Source organism: Klebsiella sp. JB_Kp004, assembly GCF_040065795.1.
Classification (GTDB): Bacteria; Pseudomonadota; Gammaproteobacteria; order Enterobacterales; family Enterobacteriaceae; genus Klebsiella; species Klebsiella quasipneumoniae.
The window spans coordinates 61,574-78,240 of record NZ_JBEAKW010000002.1 but is presented as its reverse complement, the minus strand read 5'-3'; the positions used below and the strand labels follow the sequence as shown (position 1 = coordinate 78,240).

At 56.1% G+C, this 16,667-nt stretch carries 15 protein-coding genes and 1 riboswitch; of the genes, 13 read left to right on the top strand and 2 right to left on the bottom strand.

The window, feature by feature from the left end; all coding sequences use genetic code 11:
* The first annotated feature begins 105 nt into the window (after positions 1–105).
* The 7 genes from nikA (at position 106) to ABLX76_RS02425 (ending at position 6,736) form a co-directional block, all read left to right on the top strand.
* Positions 106–1,674, top strand: a complete 1,569-nt coding sequence (gene nikA, locus ABLX76_RS02455; RefSeq protein WP_262963307.1) for a nickel ABC transporter substrate-binding protein — start codon at positions 106–108, stop codon at positions 1,672–1,674.
* Complete coding sequence (gene nikB, locus ABLX76_RS02450; RefSeq protein WP_023291267.1) at positions 1,674–2,618, top strand: nickel ABC transporter permease subunit NikB; 945 nt, start codon at positions 1,674–1,676, stop codon at positions 2,616–2,618. Before nikA ends, nikB begins: the two co-directional genes overlap by 1 nt.
* Positions 2,615–3,448, top strand: coding sequence for a nickel ABC transporter permease subunit NikC (gene nikC, locus ABLX76_RS02445; RefSeq protein WP_048298537.1), 834 nt, complete (start codon positions 2,615–2,617; stop codon positions 3,446–3,448). The genes nikB and nikC overlap by 4 nt, the downstream gene beginning before the upstream one ends.
* Entirely contained in the window at positions 3,448–4,212 is a 765-nt protein-coding gene (gene nikD / locus ABLX76_RS02440) for a nickel import ATP-binding protein NikD (protein ID WP_023291269.1), read from the top strand. Before nikC ends, nikD begins: the two co-directional genes overlap by 1 nt.
* Complete coding sequence (nikE, locus tag ABLX76_RS02435) at positions 4,209–5,000, top strand: nickel import ATP-binding protein NikE (protein ID WP_087849076.1); 792 nt, start codon at positions 4,209–4,211, stop codon at positions 4,998–5,000. Before nikD ends, nikE begins: the two co-directional genes overlap by 4 nt.
* A complete protein-coding gene (nikR, locus tag ABLX76_RS02430) occupies positions 4,988–5,386 on the top strand; it encodes a nickel-responsive transcriptional regulator NikR (RefSeq protein ID WP_023291271.1) in 399 nt (132 codons plus the stop codon). The genes nikE and nikR overlap by 13 nt, the downstream gene beginning before the upstream one ends.
* A gap of 98 nt (positions 5,387–5,484) precedes the next feature.
* Positions 5,485–5,666: riboswitch (M-box (ykoK) riboswitch) on the top strand.
* Positions 5,667–5,722: 56 nt separating this feature from the next.
* Positions 5,723–6,736 (top strand): magnesium transporter, encoded by a 1,014-nt coding sequence (locus tag ABLX76_RS02425; protein WP_023291272.1) that lies wholly within the window; start codon positions 5,723–5,725, stop codon positions 6,734–6,736.
* 34 nt (positions 6,737–6,770) lie between these two features.
* Here ABLX76_RS02425 and ABLX76_RS02420 read toward each other — a convergent pair whose 3' ends face one another.
* Positions 6,771–7,046: a LysR family transcriptional regulator gene (locus ABLX76_RS02420; RefSeq protein ID WP_065882854.1), complete on the bottom strand. Its 276-nt coding sequence runs from the start codon at positions 7,044–7,046 to the stop codon at positions 6,771–6,773.
* Positions 7,047–7,381: 335 nt separating this feature from the next.
* On the opposite strand from ABLX76_RS02420, the gene ABLX76_RS02415 reads away from it, so the two are divergent.
* The 5 genes from ABLX76_RS02415 (at position 7,382) to ABLX76_RS02395 (ending at position 13,704) form a co-directional block, all read left to right on the top strand.
* Positions 7,382–8,335: a hydroxyacid dehydrogenase gene (locus tag ABLX76_RS02415; RefSeq protein ID WP_060589789.1), complete on the top strand. Its 954-nt coding sequence runs from the start codon at positions 7,382–7,384 to the stop codon at positions 8,333–8,335.
* A gap of 10 nt (positions 8,336–8,345) precedes the next feature.
* Positions 8,346–9,044: an RraA family protein gene (locus ABLX76_RS02410; protein ID WP_065882855.1), complete on the top strand. Its 699-nt coding sequence runs from the start codon at positions 8,346–8,348 to the stop codon at positions 9,042–9,044.
* A gap of 64 nt (positions 9,045–9,108) precedes the next feature.
* Positions 9,109–10,503 carry a DASS family sodium-coupled anion symporter gene (locus ABLX76_RS02405; RefSeq protein ID WP_060589793.1) on the top strand — a complete coding sequence of 465 codons (1,395 nt, stop codon included), beginning with the start codon at positions 9,109–9,111 and terminating at the stop codon, positions 10,501–10,503.
* Positions 10,504–10,515: 12 nt separating this feature from the next.
* Entirely contained in the window at positions 10,516–11,679 is a 1,164-nt protein-coding gene (locus tag ABLX76_RS02400) for a metallo-dependent hydrolase (RefSeq protein WP_348873908.1), read from the top strand.
* A 141-nt stretch (positions 11,680–11,820) separates the two neighbouring features.
* Complete coding sequence (locus ABLX76_RS02395) at positions 11,821–13,704, top strand: sigma 54-interacting transcriptional regulator (protein ID WP_065882857.1); 1,884 nt, start codon at positions 11,821–11,823, stop codon at positions 13,702–13,704.
* Between the two features lie 32 nt (positions 13,705–13,736).
* On the opposite strand, the gene ABLX76_RS02390 is transcribed toward ABLX76_RS02395, so the two are convergent.
* Positions 13,737–14,930, bottom strand: coding sequence for an NAD(P)/FAD-dependent oxidoreductase (locus ABLX76_RS02390; protein ID WP_065812597.1), 1,194 nt, complete (start codon positions 14,928–14,930; stop codon positions 13,737–13,739).
* Between the two features lie 229 nt (positions 14,931–15,159).
* Here ABLX76_RS02390 and pitA point away from each other — a divergent pair, with 229 nt between their 5' ends.
* Entirely contained in the window at positions 15,160–16,656 is a 1,497-nt protein-coding gene (gene pitA, locus ABLX76_RS02385; protein WP_004204940.1) for an inorganic phosphate transporter PitA, read from the top strand.
* Positions 16,657–16,667: the final 11 nt, after the last annotated feature.

Below are 16,667 nucleotides of genomic sequence, written 5' to 3'. Positions count from 1 at the left end.
CATACGGATTACTTATACTTTCCGGCGCAATATTGATCCAGGTTACTCCGAAAGTATGATGAATCACTAAAATCGTCATACTTTCCTGTCGCTGAGAACGCCGTCTTGTCTATTTTCCGCCTCACTCTGCTGGCGCTGGTCGCCTGCGCCCCTCTGCTGGCTCAGGCCGCGCAGCACTCGCTTACTACCGCATGGCCGGTGAACGTCGGCCCGCTGAATCCGCATCTCTATACGCCCAACCAGATGTTTGCCCAAAGCATGGTCTATGAACCGCTGGTGAAGTATCAGGCTGACGGCAGCGTGCAGCCCTGGCTGGCGACCCGCTGGCGCCACTCCGCCGATGGTAAAACCTGGTGGTTTACCCTGCGCGAGGATGTGACCTTCTCCAACGGCGAACCCTTTAACGCCCAGGCCGCGGCGGCTAATTTCCAGGCGGTGCTCGCCAACCGCCAACGCCACGCCTGGCTTGAGCTCGCCAATCAGATAACCGACGCGCGGGCGCTCAGCGCCAGCGAGCTGCAGCTCACTCTGAAAAGCGCCTACGCCCCCTTACTACAAGAGCTGGCTCTGCCCCGCCCGTTCCGCTTTATCGCCCCCTCGCAGTTTATCGATGGCGGCACCGCCAACGGCATCAAAGCCCCGATCGGCACCGGGCCGTGGCGACTGGCGAGTTCGCAGCTCAATCAGCGCGACGTGCTGGTACGCAACGAACGCTACTGGGGTAATAAACCCGCGCTACAGCAAATCACCATCAAAGTGATCCCCGACGCCACCAGCCGCGCGGTGGCGTTCGAAACCGGAGAAATCGACATGCTCTACGGCGACGAGGGGCTGCTGCCGCTGGATACCTTCGAACGCTTTCGTCATCACCCCGGCTACGCGGCTCGTCTCTCCGCCCCGGCGGAGACGGTGATGCTGGCGCTGAACGCCAGCCAGGGCCCGACCCGCGAGCAGGCGGTTCGCGAGGCGCTCAACTACGCCGTCGACAAGCAGACCCTCGTCGATAGCGTGCTCTACGGCACCCAGCAGGTTGCCGACACCCTGTTTGCGCCCTCGGTCCCCTACGCTCCGCAGGATCTGACGCCGCGCCGTTACGACCCGGCAAAAGCCCGCGCCCTGCTGGCGCAGGCCGGCTGGCAGCAACCGGAAGGCCAGCCCTGGCGACAAAAGGCCGGGCAACCGCTGGCGATTGAGCTGGCGTTTATCGGCACCGACGCGCTGGCTAAATCGATGGCCGAAATTATTCAGGCCAATCTGCGGGAGGTCGGCGTCCGCGTCACCCTGGTGGGCGAGGAGGAGAGCAGCATCTATGCGCGCCAGCGCGAAGGGCGGTTCGGCATGATCTTCAATCGCACCTGGGGCGCCCCCTACGATCCGCATGCCTTTTTAAGCTCGATGCGCGTGCCCTCCCATGCCGATTATCAGGCCCAGCGCGGCCTGCCCGACAAAGGGCTAATTGATAAAGAGATTAGCGAGGTGCTGACCACCAGCGACGAGGCGCAGCGGAAACGGCTGTACCACGATGTGCTGAGCCGCCTGCATCAGGACGCGGTGTACCTGCCCATCAGCTATGTCTCGCTGATGTCGGTTGCGCGCCAGGAGGTCGGGGAGATCCCGTTCGCGCCGGTGAGCACCGAGATCCCTTTCGACCAGATTAAACCGGTAACGCCATAATGCTACGCTATATTTTACGCCGCCTGCTGCTGCTGATCCCGCTGCTGCTCGCCGCCTCCGCCATCATCTTTCTGCTGCTGCGGCTCGGCACCGGCGACCCGGCGCTGGATTATTTACGCCTGTCGAACCTGCCGCCCACTGAAGAGATGGTCGCCTCGACCCGCGAACTGCTGGGGCTCAACCAGCCGCTGGCGATGCAGTATCTGCACTGGCTGTGGCGGGCGCTGCACCTGGACTTTGGCCTCTCCTATGCCACCCGGCGCCCGGTGCTGGATGACCTGCTGCACTTCCTGCCGGCCACCCTGCTGCTCACCGGCGCGGCGCTGGCGCTGATCCTCGTCACCTCGCTGCCGCTGGGGATCTGGGCGGCGCGCCATCGCGATCGCCTGCCGGACTTTGCTGTGCGGCTGATTGCCTTCCTCGGCGTGTCGATGCCGAACTTCTGGCTGGCCTTTCTGCTGGTGATGCTTTTTTCCGTGCATCTGCAGTGGCTTCCGGCGATGGGGTACGGCGACTGGCAGCACCTGATATTGCCCGCCGTCTCCATCGCCTTTATGTCGCTGGCGATCAACGCCCGCCTGCTGCGCGCCAGCATGCTGGAGGTCTCCAGTCAGCGTCACGTGGTGTGGGCGCGGCTGCGCGGCTTGAGCGCGCGCCAGGTGGAGCGGCGGCATATCCTGCGCAACGCCACCCTGCCGGTGGTGACCGCCATGGGCATGCACATTGGCGAGCTGATCGGCGGCACCATGATTATTGAAAATATCTTTGCCTGGCCGGGGGTCGGCCGCTACGCGGTTTCCGCGATCTTCAATCGCGATTACCCGGTGATTCAGTGCTTTACGCTGATGATGGTCACGGTGTTCGTGCTGGCTAACCTGGCGGTGGATGTGCTCAACGCGGCGCTCGACCCGCGCCTGCGCCGCCATGAGGAGGTGAGCGTATGAGATGGCTACGAAACTTCCGCTGGCCGGTGAAACTGGCCCTGCTGGTTATTGCGCTGCTGGCGGTCATCGCCATCGGCAGCGGCTGGTGGCTCCCCTCGGATCCGGCGGCGATTAACCTGCAGCAGCGACTGCTGCCGCCAGGGGCAGCGCACTGGCTGGGGACCGATCATCTAGGACGGGATATTTTCTCGCGCCTGCTGGCCGCTACCCGTGTCTCGCTGGGGGCGGTAATGGCCTGCCTGCTGCTGGTGCTGCTGATCGGTCTGGCGGTTGGCGGCAGCGCCGGGCTGCTGGGCGGCCGCGCCGACCGCGGCCTGATGCGCCTTGCCGAACTGTTTATGACCTTTCCAACCTCGATCCTGTCGTTCTTTATGGTGGGGGTGCTCGGCACCGGGCTGACCAACGTGATCCTCGCCATTGCGCTATCGCACTGGGCCTGGTACGCCAGAATGGTGCGTAATCTGGTGGTCTCCCTGCGCCAGCGCGAATTTATCCTCGCCGCCCGCCTGAGCGGCGCCAGCCAGTGGCGGCTGTTCAGCGACCATCTGGCAGGGGCGGTGATCCCCTCGCTGCTGGTGCTCGCCTCACTGGATATCGGCCATATGATGCTTCACGTGGCCGGCATGTCGTTCCTTGGCCTCGGCGTCAGCGCGCCGACGGCGGAATGGGGGGTGATGATCAACGACGCCCGGCAGTATATCTGGACCCAGCCGCTGCAGATGGTCTGGCCGGGGCTGGCGCTGTTCATCAGCGTGATGGCCTTTAACCTGCTGGGCGACGCGCTGCGCGATCGCCTCGATCCTCACCTGATCGCGGAGCATAGCCACTGATGCCGCAAAAGATCCAACTGCAACAGATCGCCCTTGCCGCCGACCGCCCGCTGGTCAGCGACGTCTCTCTTACCCTGCGCCGCGGCAAGGTGCTGGCGCTGCTCGGCAGCAGCGGCAGCGGGAAATCGCTTACCTGCGCCGCCGCGCTGGGCCTGCTGCCGCCCGGCGTCAGCCAGACCGCCGGCCGGGTGTTGCTTGACGGCATGCCGGTGCACGGCGAACAGCTGCGCGGCGCGACTATCGCTACCATCATGCAGAACCCACGCAGCGCCTTTAATCCGCTGCATACCATGGCCGCCCACGCCCGGGAAACTTGCCGGGCGGCGGGACGCGAAGCGAATGACGCCGCCCTGCTGGCGGTGATGGAAGAGGTGGGTCTGGATAATCCGCGCTCGCTGCTCAGCCGCTATCCCTTCGAGATGAGCGGCGGCATGCTGCAGCGGATGATGATCGCCCTCGCCCTGCTCAGCCGCGCGCCCTTTATCATCGCCGACGAGCCGACCACCGACCTCGATGCCATCGCCCAGGCGCGGATCCTCGATCTGCTGGCGGATATCGTCGCCAGCCGCGGTCTGGGGCTGCTGCTGGTGACGCATGACATGGGCGTTGTGGCGCGGCTGGCGGATGACGTAACGGTCATGGAGAACGGTCGCCTCGTTGAACAGTGCGATGTAAACACGCTGTTCAGCGCCCCACAGCACCCGCTGAGCCAGCGCCTGCTGGCGGCGCATCTGGCGCTGTACGGACTGGAGAAAACAGCATGAATTTACTCAGCGTCAACGGGGTGAGCCACGATTACCCCCACCACGGCAGGGTCCTGCACGAGATCCAACTCGCCATCGCCCCCGGCGAAACGGTGGCCCTGCTCGGGCGCAGCGGCTGCGGCAAGAGCACCCTGGCGCGGATGCTGGTGGGCCTGGAAACGCCGCAGCACGGCGATATTGTCTGGCGCGGCACACCGCTGACCGCCCTGAAGGGTGAGGCCATCGGCGCCTTCCGCCGTGATATTCAGCTGGTGTTTCAGGATGCCTTCAGCGCGGTGAATCCGCGCAAAACGGTGCGCGAGATCGTCAGCGAGCCGCTGCGCCATCTGTTCCGCTTGTCGCGCGAGGAGCGCGCACGGCGGGTGGAAGAGATGCTGCACGCGGTCGACCTTTCCACGACGCTGCTCGATAAACGCCCGGCGCAGCTCAGCGGCGGACAGCTGCAGCGCGTCTGCCTGGCTCGCGCCCTGGCGGTGCGGCCGCAGCTGTTGATCCTGGATGAAGCGGTCTCGAATCTCGATCTGCTGCTGCAGGCGGAGATTATCGCCCTGCTGAAGCGCCTGCAGGCCCGGTTTGGCACCGCCTGCCTGTTCATTACCCACGACCTGCGGCTGGTGGAGCGCTTTTGCCAGCGGGTGCTGGTGATGGAGCACGGACGCATCGTCGAAACCGCAACGGTCAGTCTACCGCTGCGCCTGCGCTCTCCTGCCGGACAGGCGCTCCAGCAGGCGGTGCTGCCACCTTTTCCTGCCACTCTGCTCAACGAGGCCATGCCATGCAGCGCGTAACCCTGACCCTTGATGATGACCTGCTGGCCGCTCTCGATGCGCTCAGCGCCCGCCGCGGCTACCATAACCGTTCGGAGGCGGTACGCGATATTCTGCGCGACGCCCTCAACCAGGATCCCGCGCCGTCGGAGCCGCGGCGCGGTTATGCCGTCCTGTCATATGTCTACGAGCATGAAAAACGCGAACTGGCGAGCCGGCTGGTGGCCACCCAGCATCATCATCACGATCTCTCCGTCGCCACGCTGCATGTGCATATCAGTCATGACGACTGCCTGGAGATTGCGGTGCTGAAGGGAGACATGGCCGAGGTGCAGCATTTTGCCGACGACGTGATTGCCCAGCGCGGTGTGCGCCATGGGCATTTGCAGTGTTTAGCGGATGATTAACTATTTGAAAATGCCTGGGTGGTTTATCAACAGTTGATAAACCACCTAAACTATACGCTTGGTGAATTATCCCTCTTCGCCAATAATGGCGCCTCATTTAACGATCTCGTTATGGCGAGGCTCCTGCATAAATACAAGTTACCGCCCTGTTGGTATCGAGAGAGACCACTCAGGGAAATACAGGCTTCCATCGAATCAAGGTGTTGCCAAGGTAACTTCTGGCGGTCATGACCGTTCAGATACGTTATGCAGTGCTAAAACCAGGACGTAGGGATCTGCCTGCGCTAACCCTGTCTTGTTCGCCCCTATGAGTGATTTTTTATAGGGATTTTAATCATGTCTTCCATTCAACTCTGCGCCGCCCATCAGGCGACCTCTGGCTTCGACGGCGATGCCATCGCCCAGTACATGCGTACCGACTTTATTACGCTGCAGGAACATCTCAGCGTCCATGAAGCGCGGGAGCACTTTATCTCACAGCTCACCAGCGATGATATTCCCGGCCAGGTGTTTGTGGTCGCCGGCAAGAAGCTGCGCGGCAGCCTGTCGGTCAAAAAGCTACTGCAGGAAGGGGATGTCGGGCAGTCTATCCGCTACCTGATGGACAGCTGCCTGTTCCGCGTCAAACCTGACGATGAACGCCCGCAGGTGATAGCCGAGCTCAACGAGCGCGGCCTCGACCTGGTTCCCGTCGTCGATAAAGGCGAGCTGGTCGGCTGCCTGATGGAAAAGGAGATCGCCCATCTGCTGGAGGATGACGTCACCGAGGACGCCCAACTGCAGGGGGCGACGCTGCCGCTGGAAAAACCGTATCTGGACATCAGCCCCTGGACGCTGTGGAAGAAACGCTCGGTGTGGCTGCTGCTGCTGTTCGTGGCCGAAGCCTACACCAGCAGCGTGCTGCAGCATTTCGAAGAGGCGCTGGAATCGGCCATCGCGCTGGCCTTCTTTATTCCGCTGCTCATCGGTACCGGCGGCAACAGCGGAACGCAGATCACCTCGACGCTGGTGCGCTCGATGGCGCTGGGAGAAGTACGGCTGCGCGATATGGGGCGGGTGATCCGCAAAGAAGTATCGACCTCGTTTCTGATTGCCTTAACGCTTGGGCTGGCGGGCTGCCTGCGCGCCTGGATGATGGGCATCGGCATGGAAATCACGCTGATCGTCAGCCTGACGCTGGTATGCATTACCCTGTGGAGCGCGATTGTCTCGTCGGTCATCCCGATGGTGCTTAAACGGATCGGCATCGATCCGGCGGTGGTTTCCGCGCCGTTTATCGCCACGCTGATCGATGGCACCGGACTGATCATCTATTTCAAAATCGCCCAGTATTTTCTTGGGTTGAACTGACGCCATGCCACAGCCCGGCCGACTGGCGCCGGGCTTATTCAGCCAGGTGCTTTGCGCGGCGAATAGTCGCGATAGCATGCAGTATGCCGAGGATCTGCGGCGTCAGCTTATAAAAAGCCCTTCCCTTTTCCGTTAATATCACCTTCCTGATATTTTTTCCTCGCAAGATGAGATTAAAACCAATCTCGTTCTCCAGCGCACAAATACTGGTGGTGACAGCAGCAGCATCAATGCCAAGCCGTTGCGCAGTATGATGAATATTTTCCGTTTGTACCATGATGCTGAAGATTTCAATCTGGGTATTATTCACGATCAATACGTCCTGTTTATTTATTCATCCCGCTTCGTTTTAGTTAACCGACAACAAAATGTCAATGCCACTCGACCCAGGCTCTGTCAAGCAACAATGTGAAATGCATAACACTGTTATTTAATTTTGCAATCCAGCCATTTCATAATGAAAAAATCAGGCGATAACGCCTAATATGAATTTGTGACATCCATCACCAAGAAAACAATTCACCAATAATTAACAAAATAAAAATCATTTAAATTTCAATTGATTAAAAATAAAATCAACGCTGAGATCATTTATGGCATCCGGCATGCATTTCCCTCCTCGTAAACAACACTGGAGAAATTGACATGACGTATAAAATTCTACTCCCGCAAGAGATCATGGCCGAAGGGAGAGCGTATCTGGAAAGCCGAGGTTATCAGCTAATTAAAGGTTCGGGGATGGAAGAGGAAGATATCATTCGTGATATCGGCGACTGTGACGGTATTATCGTACGCCTTTCAAAAATGTCCGACCGCGTATTTGAAGCCGCTAAAAAGCTGAAAGTGGTGGCCCGCCATGGCGCGGGTTACGATACCGTGGATCTGGAGTCAGCCAAACGTCATGGCGTTGTGGTATTAAATGCCCCGCTAGCCAATAGCATGTCGGTCGCTGAACTGACAATATTTTATATGCTGCACTGCTCACGTAATTTCAAGCTGGTCGAAGAGAAAATGCTTGAAGATTATTATTGGGCAAAATTGCGCACGCCGAAAGTTGAACTTGACGGTAAAACCCTGGGTTTAATCGGCGTAGGAAATATCGGCTCGCGCGTCGCGATCAAAGCACTGCATGGCTTTAATATGAAAGTCATTGCCTATGATCCCTATAAAACACAGCAGCAGATCCCCGAAGGTGTCGAACTCACTGACGATTTCGACCGTATTTTCAAAGAGAGTGATTTCGTTTCGCTGCACTGCCCAACAACGGCGGAAACCACCGACTTTGTCGGCGAAAAACAGTTCTCGATGATGAAACCCAGCGCCTATTTCATTAATACCGCCCGCGGCAAGCTCGTCGATGAGCGCGCGCTTTATCACGCCTTAAGCCAGCAAATTATCGCGGGCGCCGGCGTTGATGTTTTAAAGAAAGAACCCTTCGATGCCAACGATCCTATTTTCGCATTGAGCAATATCGTCATCGGTCCTCATATCGGTGCCGCCACCATCGAAGCGACTGACCGGGCTTCCCTGCATTCCGCCATCGGCATTGACGAAGTGTTATCGGGTAAAAAACCGTCCTGGCCGGTCCCAGGTTTTTAAGGAGCAAGAGATGACTATTGGTAACCGTGTATTTTTAAAACGTCCGGCGGGAAATATTGCACTGCTGAAAGAATATGAGCACCTGCCGGCGGCAAATATTGCTGACACCATGAACCGTATTGCGGTATTAGGCAACGGCATCAAGCGCATTTCCTCACCCAAAAAACCGATAATGGCCGGCTTCGCTATTACGGTAAAAGCACGCGCCGGCGACAATTTGATGCTCCATGCCGCCCTGGATATGGCGGGGGAAAATGACGTCATTGTGGTCTCTAACGAAGGAGATCGCTCGCGGGCGTTGATGGGCGAAATCATGGTGGCGTATGCCCATCACATGAAGAACATTGCCGGCATTGTGCTCGACGGGCCAATTCGCGATATCGACGCGCTATCGGTTCTTGATTTTCCGCTCTATGCCACCGGTTCGAACCCGGCGGGCCCGTTCAAAATGGGTCCAGGGGAAGTGAATACCCCTATTGCCGTGGGCGGCGTCGCGGTCTGTCCCGGCGATCTGATTGTCGGTGATGCGGATGGCGTCATTGTCATCCCACTGAGCGATGCAGAGACTGTGCTGGATAAAGCGAAAGAGTACGCCAAACTCGACTCCAGCAAAGTGGATGCCGCCAAAAACGGCACCGCCAACCGCCAATGGGTTAGAAAATCGCTGGATGCAACCGGCGTCGAATTTATCGACGACACATATCGTTAATTCGATTGAATAATATAAGCCACGGTCATTTAACTGCCGTGGCCTTAAAGCAAAGGTAACAAAAATGCTTTATTTAAAACTCTTGCCGATTATCTTTTTCCCTGTTTTATTTTGGATAATACCGCATCCGGAAGGCGTTGCCGCCCCGACATGGCATATGGTTGGTATTTATCTGGCCATGCTCTGTGGCCTGGTTTTACGCCCGTTTACCGATTCGGTGATTATGCTGATTATTTTGGGATTCGCCTCTCTGGTACTCGACCCCGGTCCGCTATTCGCTGGATTTGGCAGCCCAATGGTATGGTTTATTATCAGCGCTTTTATTATTTGCAAAGCGTTTGTCATTACCGGGTTAGGTAAACGCATTGCTTATCTGTTACTCAAACGCTACGGCAAAAATACCCTGACGCTCGGGTATTTGATGATGGTCACCGATACCGTGCTGGCCCCAGCGACCGGTTCAAACATGTCGCGTTCGGGAGGGATTACCTACCCCATTTTCAGGAATATCGCCGAAGCGCTTGGCTCGAAGCCCGACGACGGCAGCCGCAAAATCGGCGCCTACCTGACTATTTTGATGTACGTCGTCTCGATGGGCACCTCCAGCCTGTTCCTGACCGGGATGGCCACCAACTCGATCACCGTTTCATTAGCCAATGAGATTATGAAGGTTAATCTTGAGTGGATGACCTGGTTTAAAGCCGCCATTGTCCCGGCGGGACTGGTGCTCATTCTGGCGCCCTGGATCCTGTATAAAATCTATGCTCCGGAACTGAAAGTTATTACGAACGTCAATGAAATTGCGGAAAAAGGACTCAATGAATTAGGGCCGGTAAAACGCGAAGAGAAGCTGTTAATCGCGTTCTTTATTCTTGGCGTATTAGGCTGGATGACGGGGTCTATCACCGGCATTGCCTTTATTCCCGTGGGACTCGCCTTCCTCGCTTGTCTGTTGCTTTTCGGCGTACTGAGCTGGAATGACGTAGTCAGCGAAAAATCAGCCTGGCAGACTTTTGTCTGGTACGGCGCCTTCTACGGCTGCGCGGTCGCGCTGTCAAAAGGCGGATTCTATGTTTACCTGGTCGACGTGATTAAAAATTATCTCGATCTCTCGCATTTGAGTGAATTCAGCGCGATTGCTGTGCTGGTGTTTATCAGCCTCGCGGTCCGCTATTTCTTCGTCTCAAACAGCGCCTTTGTCGTCTCTTTCTATCCGGTACTCTTTACCCTCGGAATGACCACGCAGGCACATCCTATGTATGTGGCGCTCTCTCTGGCCTTCTCCGCAGGCTATGGCGCGTTATTGACCCACTATGGTAATGGGGCTGGCGTATTTACCTTCTCCAGCGGCTACGTGCCGCAAAAAACGTTCTGGATGCTCGGCACCATTATGGTTGTGGTTAACGTATTGATATTTTTCTTAATCGGTATTCCTTACTGGAAGCTTATCGGTATCTGACAGGAGCATAAAATGAAACTGGATATAGTCATTAAAAACGGCCAGATCGCCGATATGGAAAACCGAACTTATATCAACGCCGATATTGGTATTAAGGGTAACCGCATCGTTGATATCACGCATCAGGATGAACGACAGGCAGAAACCGTTATTGATGCCTCAGGCTGTATTGTTCTTCCCGGGCTCATCGACTTTCATGGGCACGTTTTTCATGGCGGAACGGCGATTAGCATCAACCCCGACATCGTCTGTTTACCAAACGGCGTCACCAGCATGGTCGATGCCGGGAGCAGCGGATGGGTAAACTATTCGCTATTTCGTAATAGCGTGATTCATCCGGCGATGGTGAAAATCAAGAGCTATTTAAACGTGGTCAACGTTGGCCTTTCGACCCTTGGCGGTGGGCCAACCGGCTATCTTGAAAATACCAATCCAGCAAATTACAACGAGGAAAAAATTGCCCAGACGCTGAATGACAATAAAGCCAACATTCTGGGCTTGAAATTACGCTATAGCCAGGATATCGCCCGGGGCAAACAGTATGCCAGCGATCCGCTGTTAGCTACGGTCTCCCTGGCGCGAAAACTGGATACCTCCATTTGCGTGCATGTCACCGACTCCCTGTTATGCGCCGATGAGCTGATCCGCTATTTCGAGGAGGGTGACATCTACGCGCACTGTTTCCACGGTACCGGTCATTCCATTCTCAATGAACAGGGGCAGGTCTATGCCGCCATCAAAGAAGCGCAGTCCCGGGGGGTGATCTTCGATTGTTCAAACGGTGTCGCCCACTTTGATTTTGAGGTGGCGCAATCGGCGATGGAGCAGGGATTCTACCCTGATATCATCAGTACCGATTTAACCCTGCGTAATAGCTTGCGTACCGACAAGGTCTATAGCCTGCTGCATGTGATGTCGAAATATCTCAATATGGGCATGTCCTTCTTTGACGTCATCCGCGCCGTCACCGCCACTCCGGCTCGCCTGATGAAAATGCAAGGGCAGATTGGTACTCTGGCGCCAAATGCTCTTGCCGATATTTCCATTGTGAAATTACGCAAAGATAAAATTATGTTTGAAGATACCCGGGGAAAAACCCTGGAGGGTGATCGCTACCTCGATAACTGCGCCACTATCTGTAACGGACAGATCGTTTATCGCCGTCTGCGATTCTAATTCGCCAGCCACCAGCCTTGCGTCTTTCCAGGCGTAAGGCTGGTACGATAAAACCCACCTTCCATGACCTTCGTCATTATTTATCTGCACCTTAAAATTATAATGATTTTAGCCAATCTTGAGCCGATAAGTGAATAATGTATGAAGAATAATGAAATTGTCATCTTCTCAGTTTCCAGCACTATTACCCAACGAATTATGCATGTCCTTATTGAGCGCAAACTGGAAATCCCCGTCTATGAGTTTCGTTATTCTGATGTCCTCAATAAAGCCAACGAAATGATCCAATCCGGTACCCGAATCATTATTAGCCGGGGCGGTACCGCCGCCCTGCTTCGCAATAACATTCCCATTCCGGTGATCGAAATCGCCCATGATTTTCATGGCGTATACCGCATCCTGCAGGAAGCCAAGAATAAATCGCAGAAAATCGCCGCCATCGGTTTCCCCCAGTTTTGCCGGGCGCTGCGGCATTACCAAAGCATGACCAACGACGAGTTTAAGATTTGCCAGGTCTATAACCATCATGATATTGAAAATGTTATAAAAAACCTGTCTGAAAATGATTACCATATGGTCATTGGCGGTTTAACGGTCGCCGAAATGGCCAAGAAATACAATCTCAACGTTATTGAAGGCGATGCTGACAATAATTCTATTGAACAAGCAATTAATGAAGCTCATGGCTTACTAAAATATATCAATCGGGAAAATTTAAAGTTAGTGATGAGCCATGCGGCGCTCAACCAATCCCGCGAAGGAATTATGTGCGTTGATCAGCTGGGTGAGATTATTCATATTAATGCTATCGGCATGACCTTATTTCAATGCCAGGTGGGTGACAAATTATTTAAAAAAGAGGTTTTTAAAGATATCTATGCCAGTATGATTAATGAGTCCAACGTCAAAGAGCAAGCTATCGAAATTAATGGCACACTTGTTAGTCTCTCCGTCCGGCATTTTTCTAATCGCCACAACAGCTATGCCGTCATCACCGGCTTAAGCCAGGAAAGTACGCTCTGGCAGCAGACTACCAGTAAGAAAAGTCACTTACGCGGCTATGCCACCAGCTACTCTTTTGACAATATTATTGCGCAATCGCCGATCATGCATCAGGTGATACAAAAAGCCAGGCTGTGCGCTCAACATGAGCTTCCGGTCCATATCCTGGGCGACACCGGCACGGGGAAAGAGCTGTTTGCCCAGAGTATTCATCACGTTAGCGCCCGAAGCCATGGTCCTTTTGTCGCGCTTAACTGCGCGGCTATACCGGAGAGCCTGCTGGAAAGCGAACTGTTCGGTTATGCCGAAGGCGCGTTTACCAACGCGCGGAAGGGAGGCAAGCCCGGGGTCTTTGAAATGGCCACTAACGGAACGGTATTTATCGATGAGATCAGCGAAGCCCCGCTGTCGGTCCAGGTGAAGCTGCTGCGCGTATTGCAGGAGAAGCAATTTTCCCGTCTTGGTGGCGACACCCTGCTCTCAGCCGATTTTCGCCTGATCACCGCCAGCAATAAAGATCTGGGTCAGCTCGTCGCCAGCGGGGAGTTCCGCCAGGATCTTTATTACCGAATCAATATCCTTGAACTGCAGCTCCCGTCATTACGCGAAAGACCCGAAGATATTATGGTGCTGATTCACCATCTTCTGCAGCAACAAAACAAGCACCTCACCTTTACTGCGGATGCCGTGAACTGCCTACAGAACTATGACTGGCCGGGCAATATTCGTGAACTGCAGGCGGTCATCTATCGTCTTATCGTCTTGCTGGACGGAAACACGGTGAACAAAGAGGTTTTACAGCAGATCAGTCACCTCTCGCCGGTCTGCCACCAGAGCGTGTCTCTTGTTTCTGACCACACGCTGGTCGCGGATGAGAGCGATCTGTTAAAAAAACAGGAGAAACAGCTGATTGCGAGCGTGATTGAAAAAACGGATGGCGACAGAACCAGAGCCTCCGCCATCCTCGGCATCAGCCCTACCACGCTGTGGCGAAAACTGAAGCAGCATAACATCAGCGGATAAGCCGAAACCTGTCCGCCGGAACGATACCGCCGTTACCCTTCCACCAGCGCCTGCGCGCAGGCCCAGGCGCTTGACCACGCCCACTGGAAGTTATACCCGCCGAGCCAGCCGGTGACGTCCATCACTTCGCCGATAAAGTAGAGGCCCGGCGCCTTGCGCGCCTCCATAGTACGCGACGAGAGCTCATTGGTGTCCACGCCGCCGAGGGTCACCTCCGCCGTCCGGTAGCCTTCGGTGCCGTTCGGCTGCACGCGCCAGGCGGTCAGCGTCTCCACCAGCGCCTGCTGGTCGCGAACGTTCAGCTGCTTCAGCGTGACATCAGGAATTTGCCCCAGCTGCTGCAGGCACTCCACCAGCCGCTTCGGCAACTGCATCGCGAGGGTGTTTTTCAGGCTCTGGTTGGGATGCGCGCCGCGCTGCTCGTTAAGGAAGTCTTCAAGATTGCAGTCCGGCAGCAGATTCACGGTGACGAACTCGCCGGGCTGCCAGTAGCTGGAAATTTGCAGCACCGCCGGTCCGGAAAGGCCGCGATGGGTGAACAACAGGTTTTCGCGGAACAGGGTGCCGTTCTCGGCGGTGATGGTCGACGGCACCGAGACGCCGGAGAGAACCTGCAGCTGCTCAAGCAGCGGCTTGTGCAGGGTAAACGGCACCAGACCCGCACGGGTCGGCAGCACCTTCAGGCCGAACTGTTCGGCGATTTTATAGCCGAACGGCGAGGCGCCAAGGCCCGGCATCGACAAGCCGCCGGAGGCGATCACCAGCTTTTTGGTCGCCAGCGTTTCGCCGTTCACCTGGAGCCGGTAGCCTTGCTCGTCGCGCTCGACGCTGAGGATTTCGCTGCGCAGGCGGATCTGCACGCCGCCCTTTTCGCATTCCGCCAACAACAGATTGACGATCTGTTCCGCCGAATCATCGCAAAACAGCTGACCGAGGGTTTTCTCATGCCAGGCGATGCCATATTTGCCGACCAGCTCGATAAAGTCCCACTGGGTGTAGCGCGCCAGGGCAGATTTGCAAAAATGCGGGTTTTGGCTCAAATAGGCCGCCGGCTCAACATACATATTGGTAAAGTTGCAGCGACCGCCGCCGGACATCAGAATTTTTCGCCCCGGCTTTTTGCCGTTGTCGAGCAGCAGAACGCGACAGCCGAGCTGCCCCGCCTGCGCTGCGCAAAACATTCCCGCCGCTCCGGCGCCAACGACAATGGCATCAAACCTTTCCACAGCGCATTCCTCGTTCCCCAATTGTCGGGTTTTGTAAATATTTCACTCTGGTCACACCAGCGGGAAAAATCCCGCATTAGATACATCATTGAAAGATATAGGATTACTCCCAACAGGGTAAAACCTAAACAGGAAGAAAATCAAAAAAAGTCTATATTTCACTTTGCCCGCGCCGCTAAAGTCACTGATAATGCGCCGCGTTCATGTCCTCAAAATGGCGTAACGTCCTATGCTACATTTATTTGCCGGTCTGGATTTACATACCGGACTATTATTATTGCTTGCTTTAGCTTTTGTACTGTTTTACGAAGCGATTAACGGTTTCCATGATACCGCAAACGCGGTGGCTACGGTTATCTACACTCGCGCTATGCGCTCACAGCTCGCTGTGGCGATGGCAGCGCTCTTCAACTTCTTCGGCGTTCTGCTGGGGGGTCTCAGCGTAGCCTATGCCATCGTGCATATGCTGCCGACCGATCTGCTGCTTAACATGGGTTCCGCACATGGCCTCGCCATGGTGTTCTCTATGCTGCTGGCGGCGATCATCTGGAACCTCGGCACCTGGTACTTCGGTCTGCCGGCATCCAGTTCCCATACGCTGATCGGCGCTATCATCGGGATCGGTCTCACCAATGCCTTAATGACCGGTACGTCGGTCGTTGACGCGCTGAATATCCCGAAAGTCATCGGCATTTTTGGATCGCTGATTATCTCGCCTATCGTCGGCCTGGTGATCGCGGGCGGCCTGATTTTCCTGCTGCGTCGCTACTGGAGCGGCACCAAGAAACGGGCGCGTATCCACCTGACCCCAGCGGAGCGTGAAAAGAAAGACGGCAAGAAAAAGCCGCCGTTCTGGACCCGTATCGCCCTGATCCTGTCCGCTATCGGCGTGTCGTTCTCTCACGGCGCTAACGATGGACAGAAAGGCATTGGTCTGGTGATGCTGGTCCTGATTGGCGTCGCCCCGGCGGGCTTCGTGGTGAATATGAACGCCTCCGGTTACGAAATCACCCGTACCCGCGATGCGGTCAACAACGTGGAAACCTTCTTCCAGCAGCGCCCTGACCTGCTGAAGAAAGCCACCGGCGTTGACCAGCTGGTTCCCTCTCCGGACACCAATACCGCGGCCAACGGCGAGTTTCATTGTCATCCGGCGAACACCATCAACGCCCTTGACCGCGTGAAGACCATGCTGACCGGCGTTGAGAACTACGAGTCGCTAAAACCGGAACAGCGCGGCCAGCTGCGTCGCATCATGCTCTGCATCTCCGACACCACCGACAAAGTGGCGAAACTGCCGGACGTGAGCGCTGACGACCAGCGTCTGCTGAAGAAACTGAAAACCGATATGCTGAGCACCATCGAGTACGCGCCAATCTGGATTATCATGGCGGTCGCACTGGCGCTGGGTATTGGCACCATGATCGGCTGGCGCCGCGTGGCGACCACTATCGGTGAGAAGATTGGTAAGAAGGGCATGACCTACGCCCAGGGGATGTCGGCGCAGATGACCGCTGCGGTGTCTATCGGTCTGGCGAGCTACACCGGGATGCCGGTCTCCACCACCCACGTACTCTCCTCCTCGGTAGCGGGGACGATGCTGGTGGATGGCGGTGGTCTGCAGAAAAAGACGGTGACGAGCATTCTGATGGCCTGGGTGCTGACCCTGCCGGCAGCGATTATCCTTTCAGGCGTCCTTTACTGGCTCTCCCTGAAGCTGATTTAAGCGTTATTCGT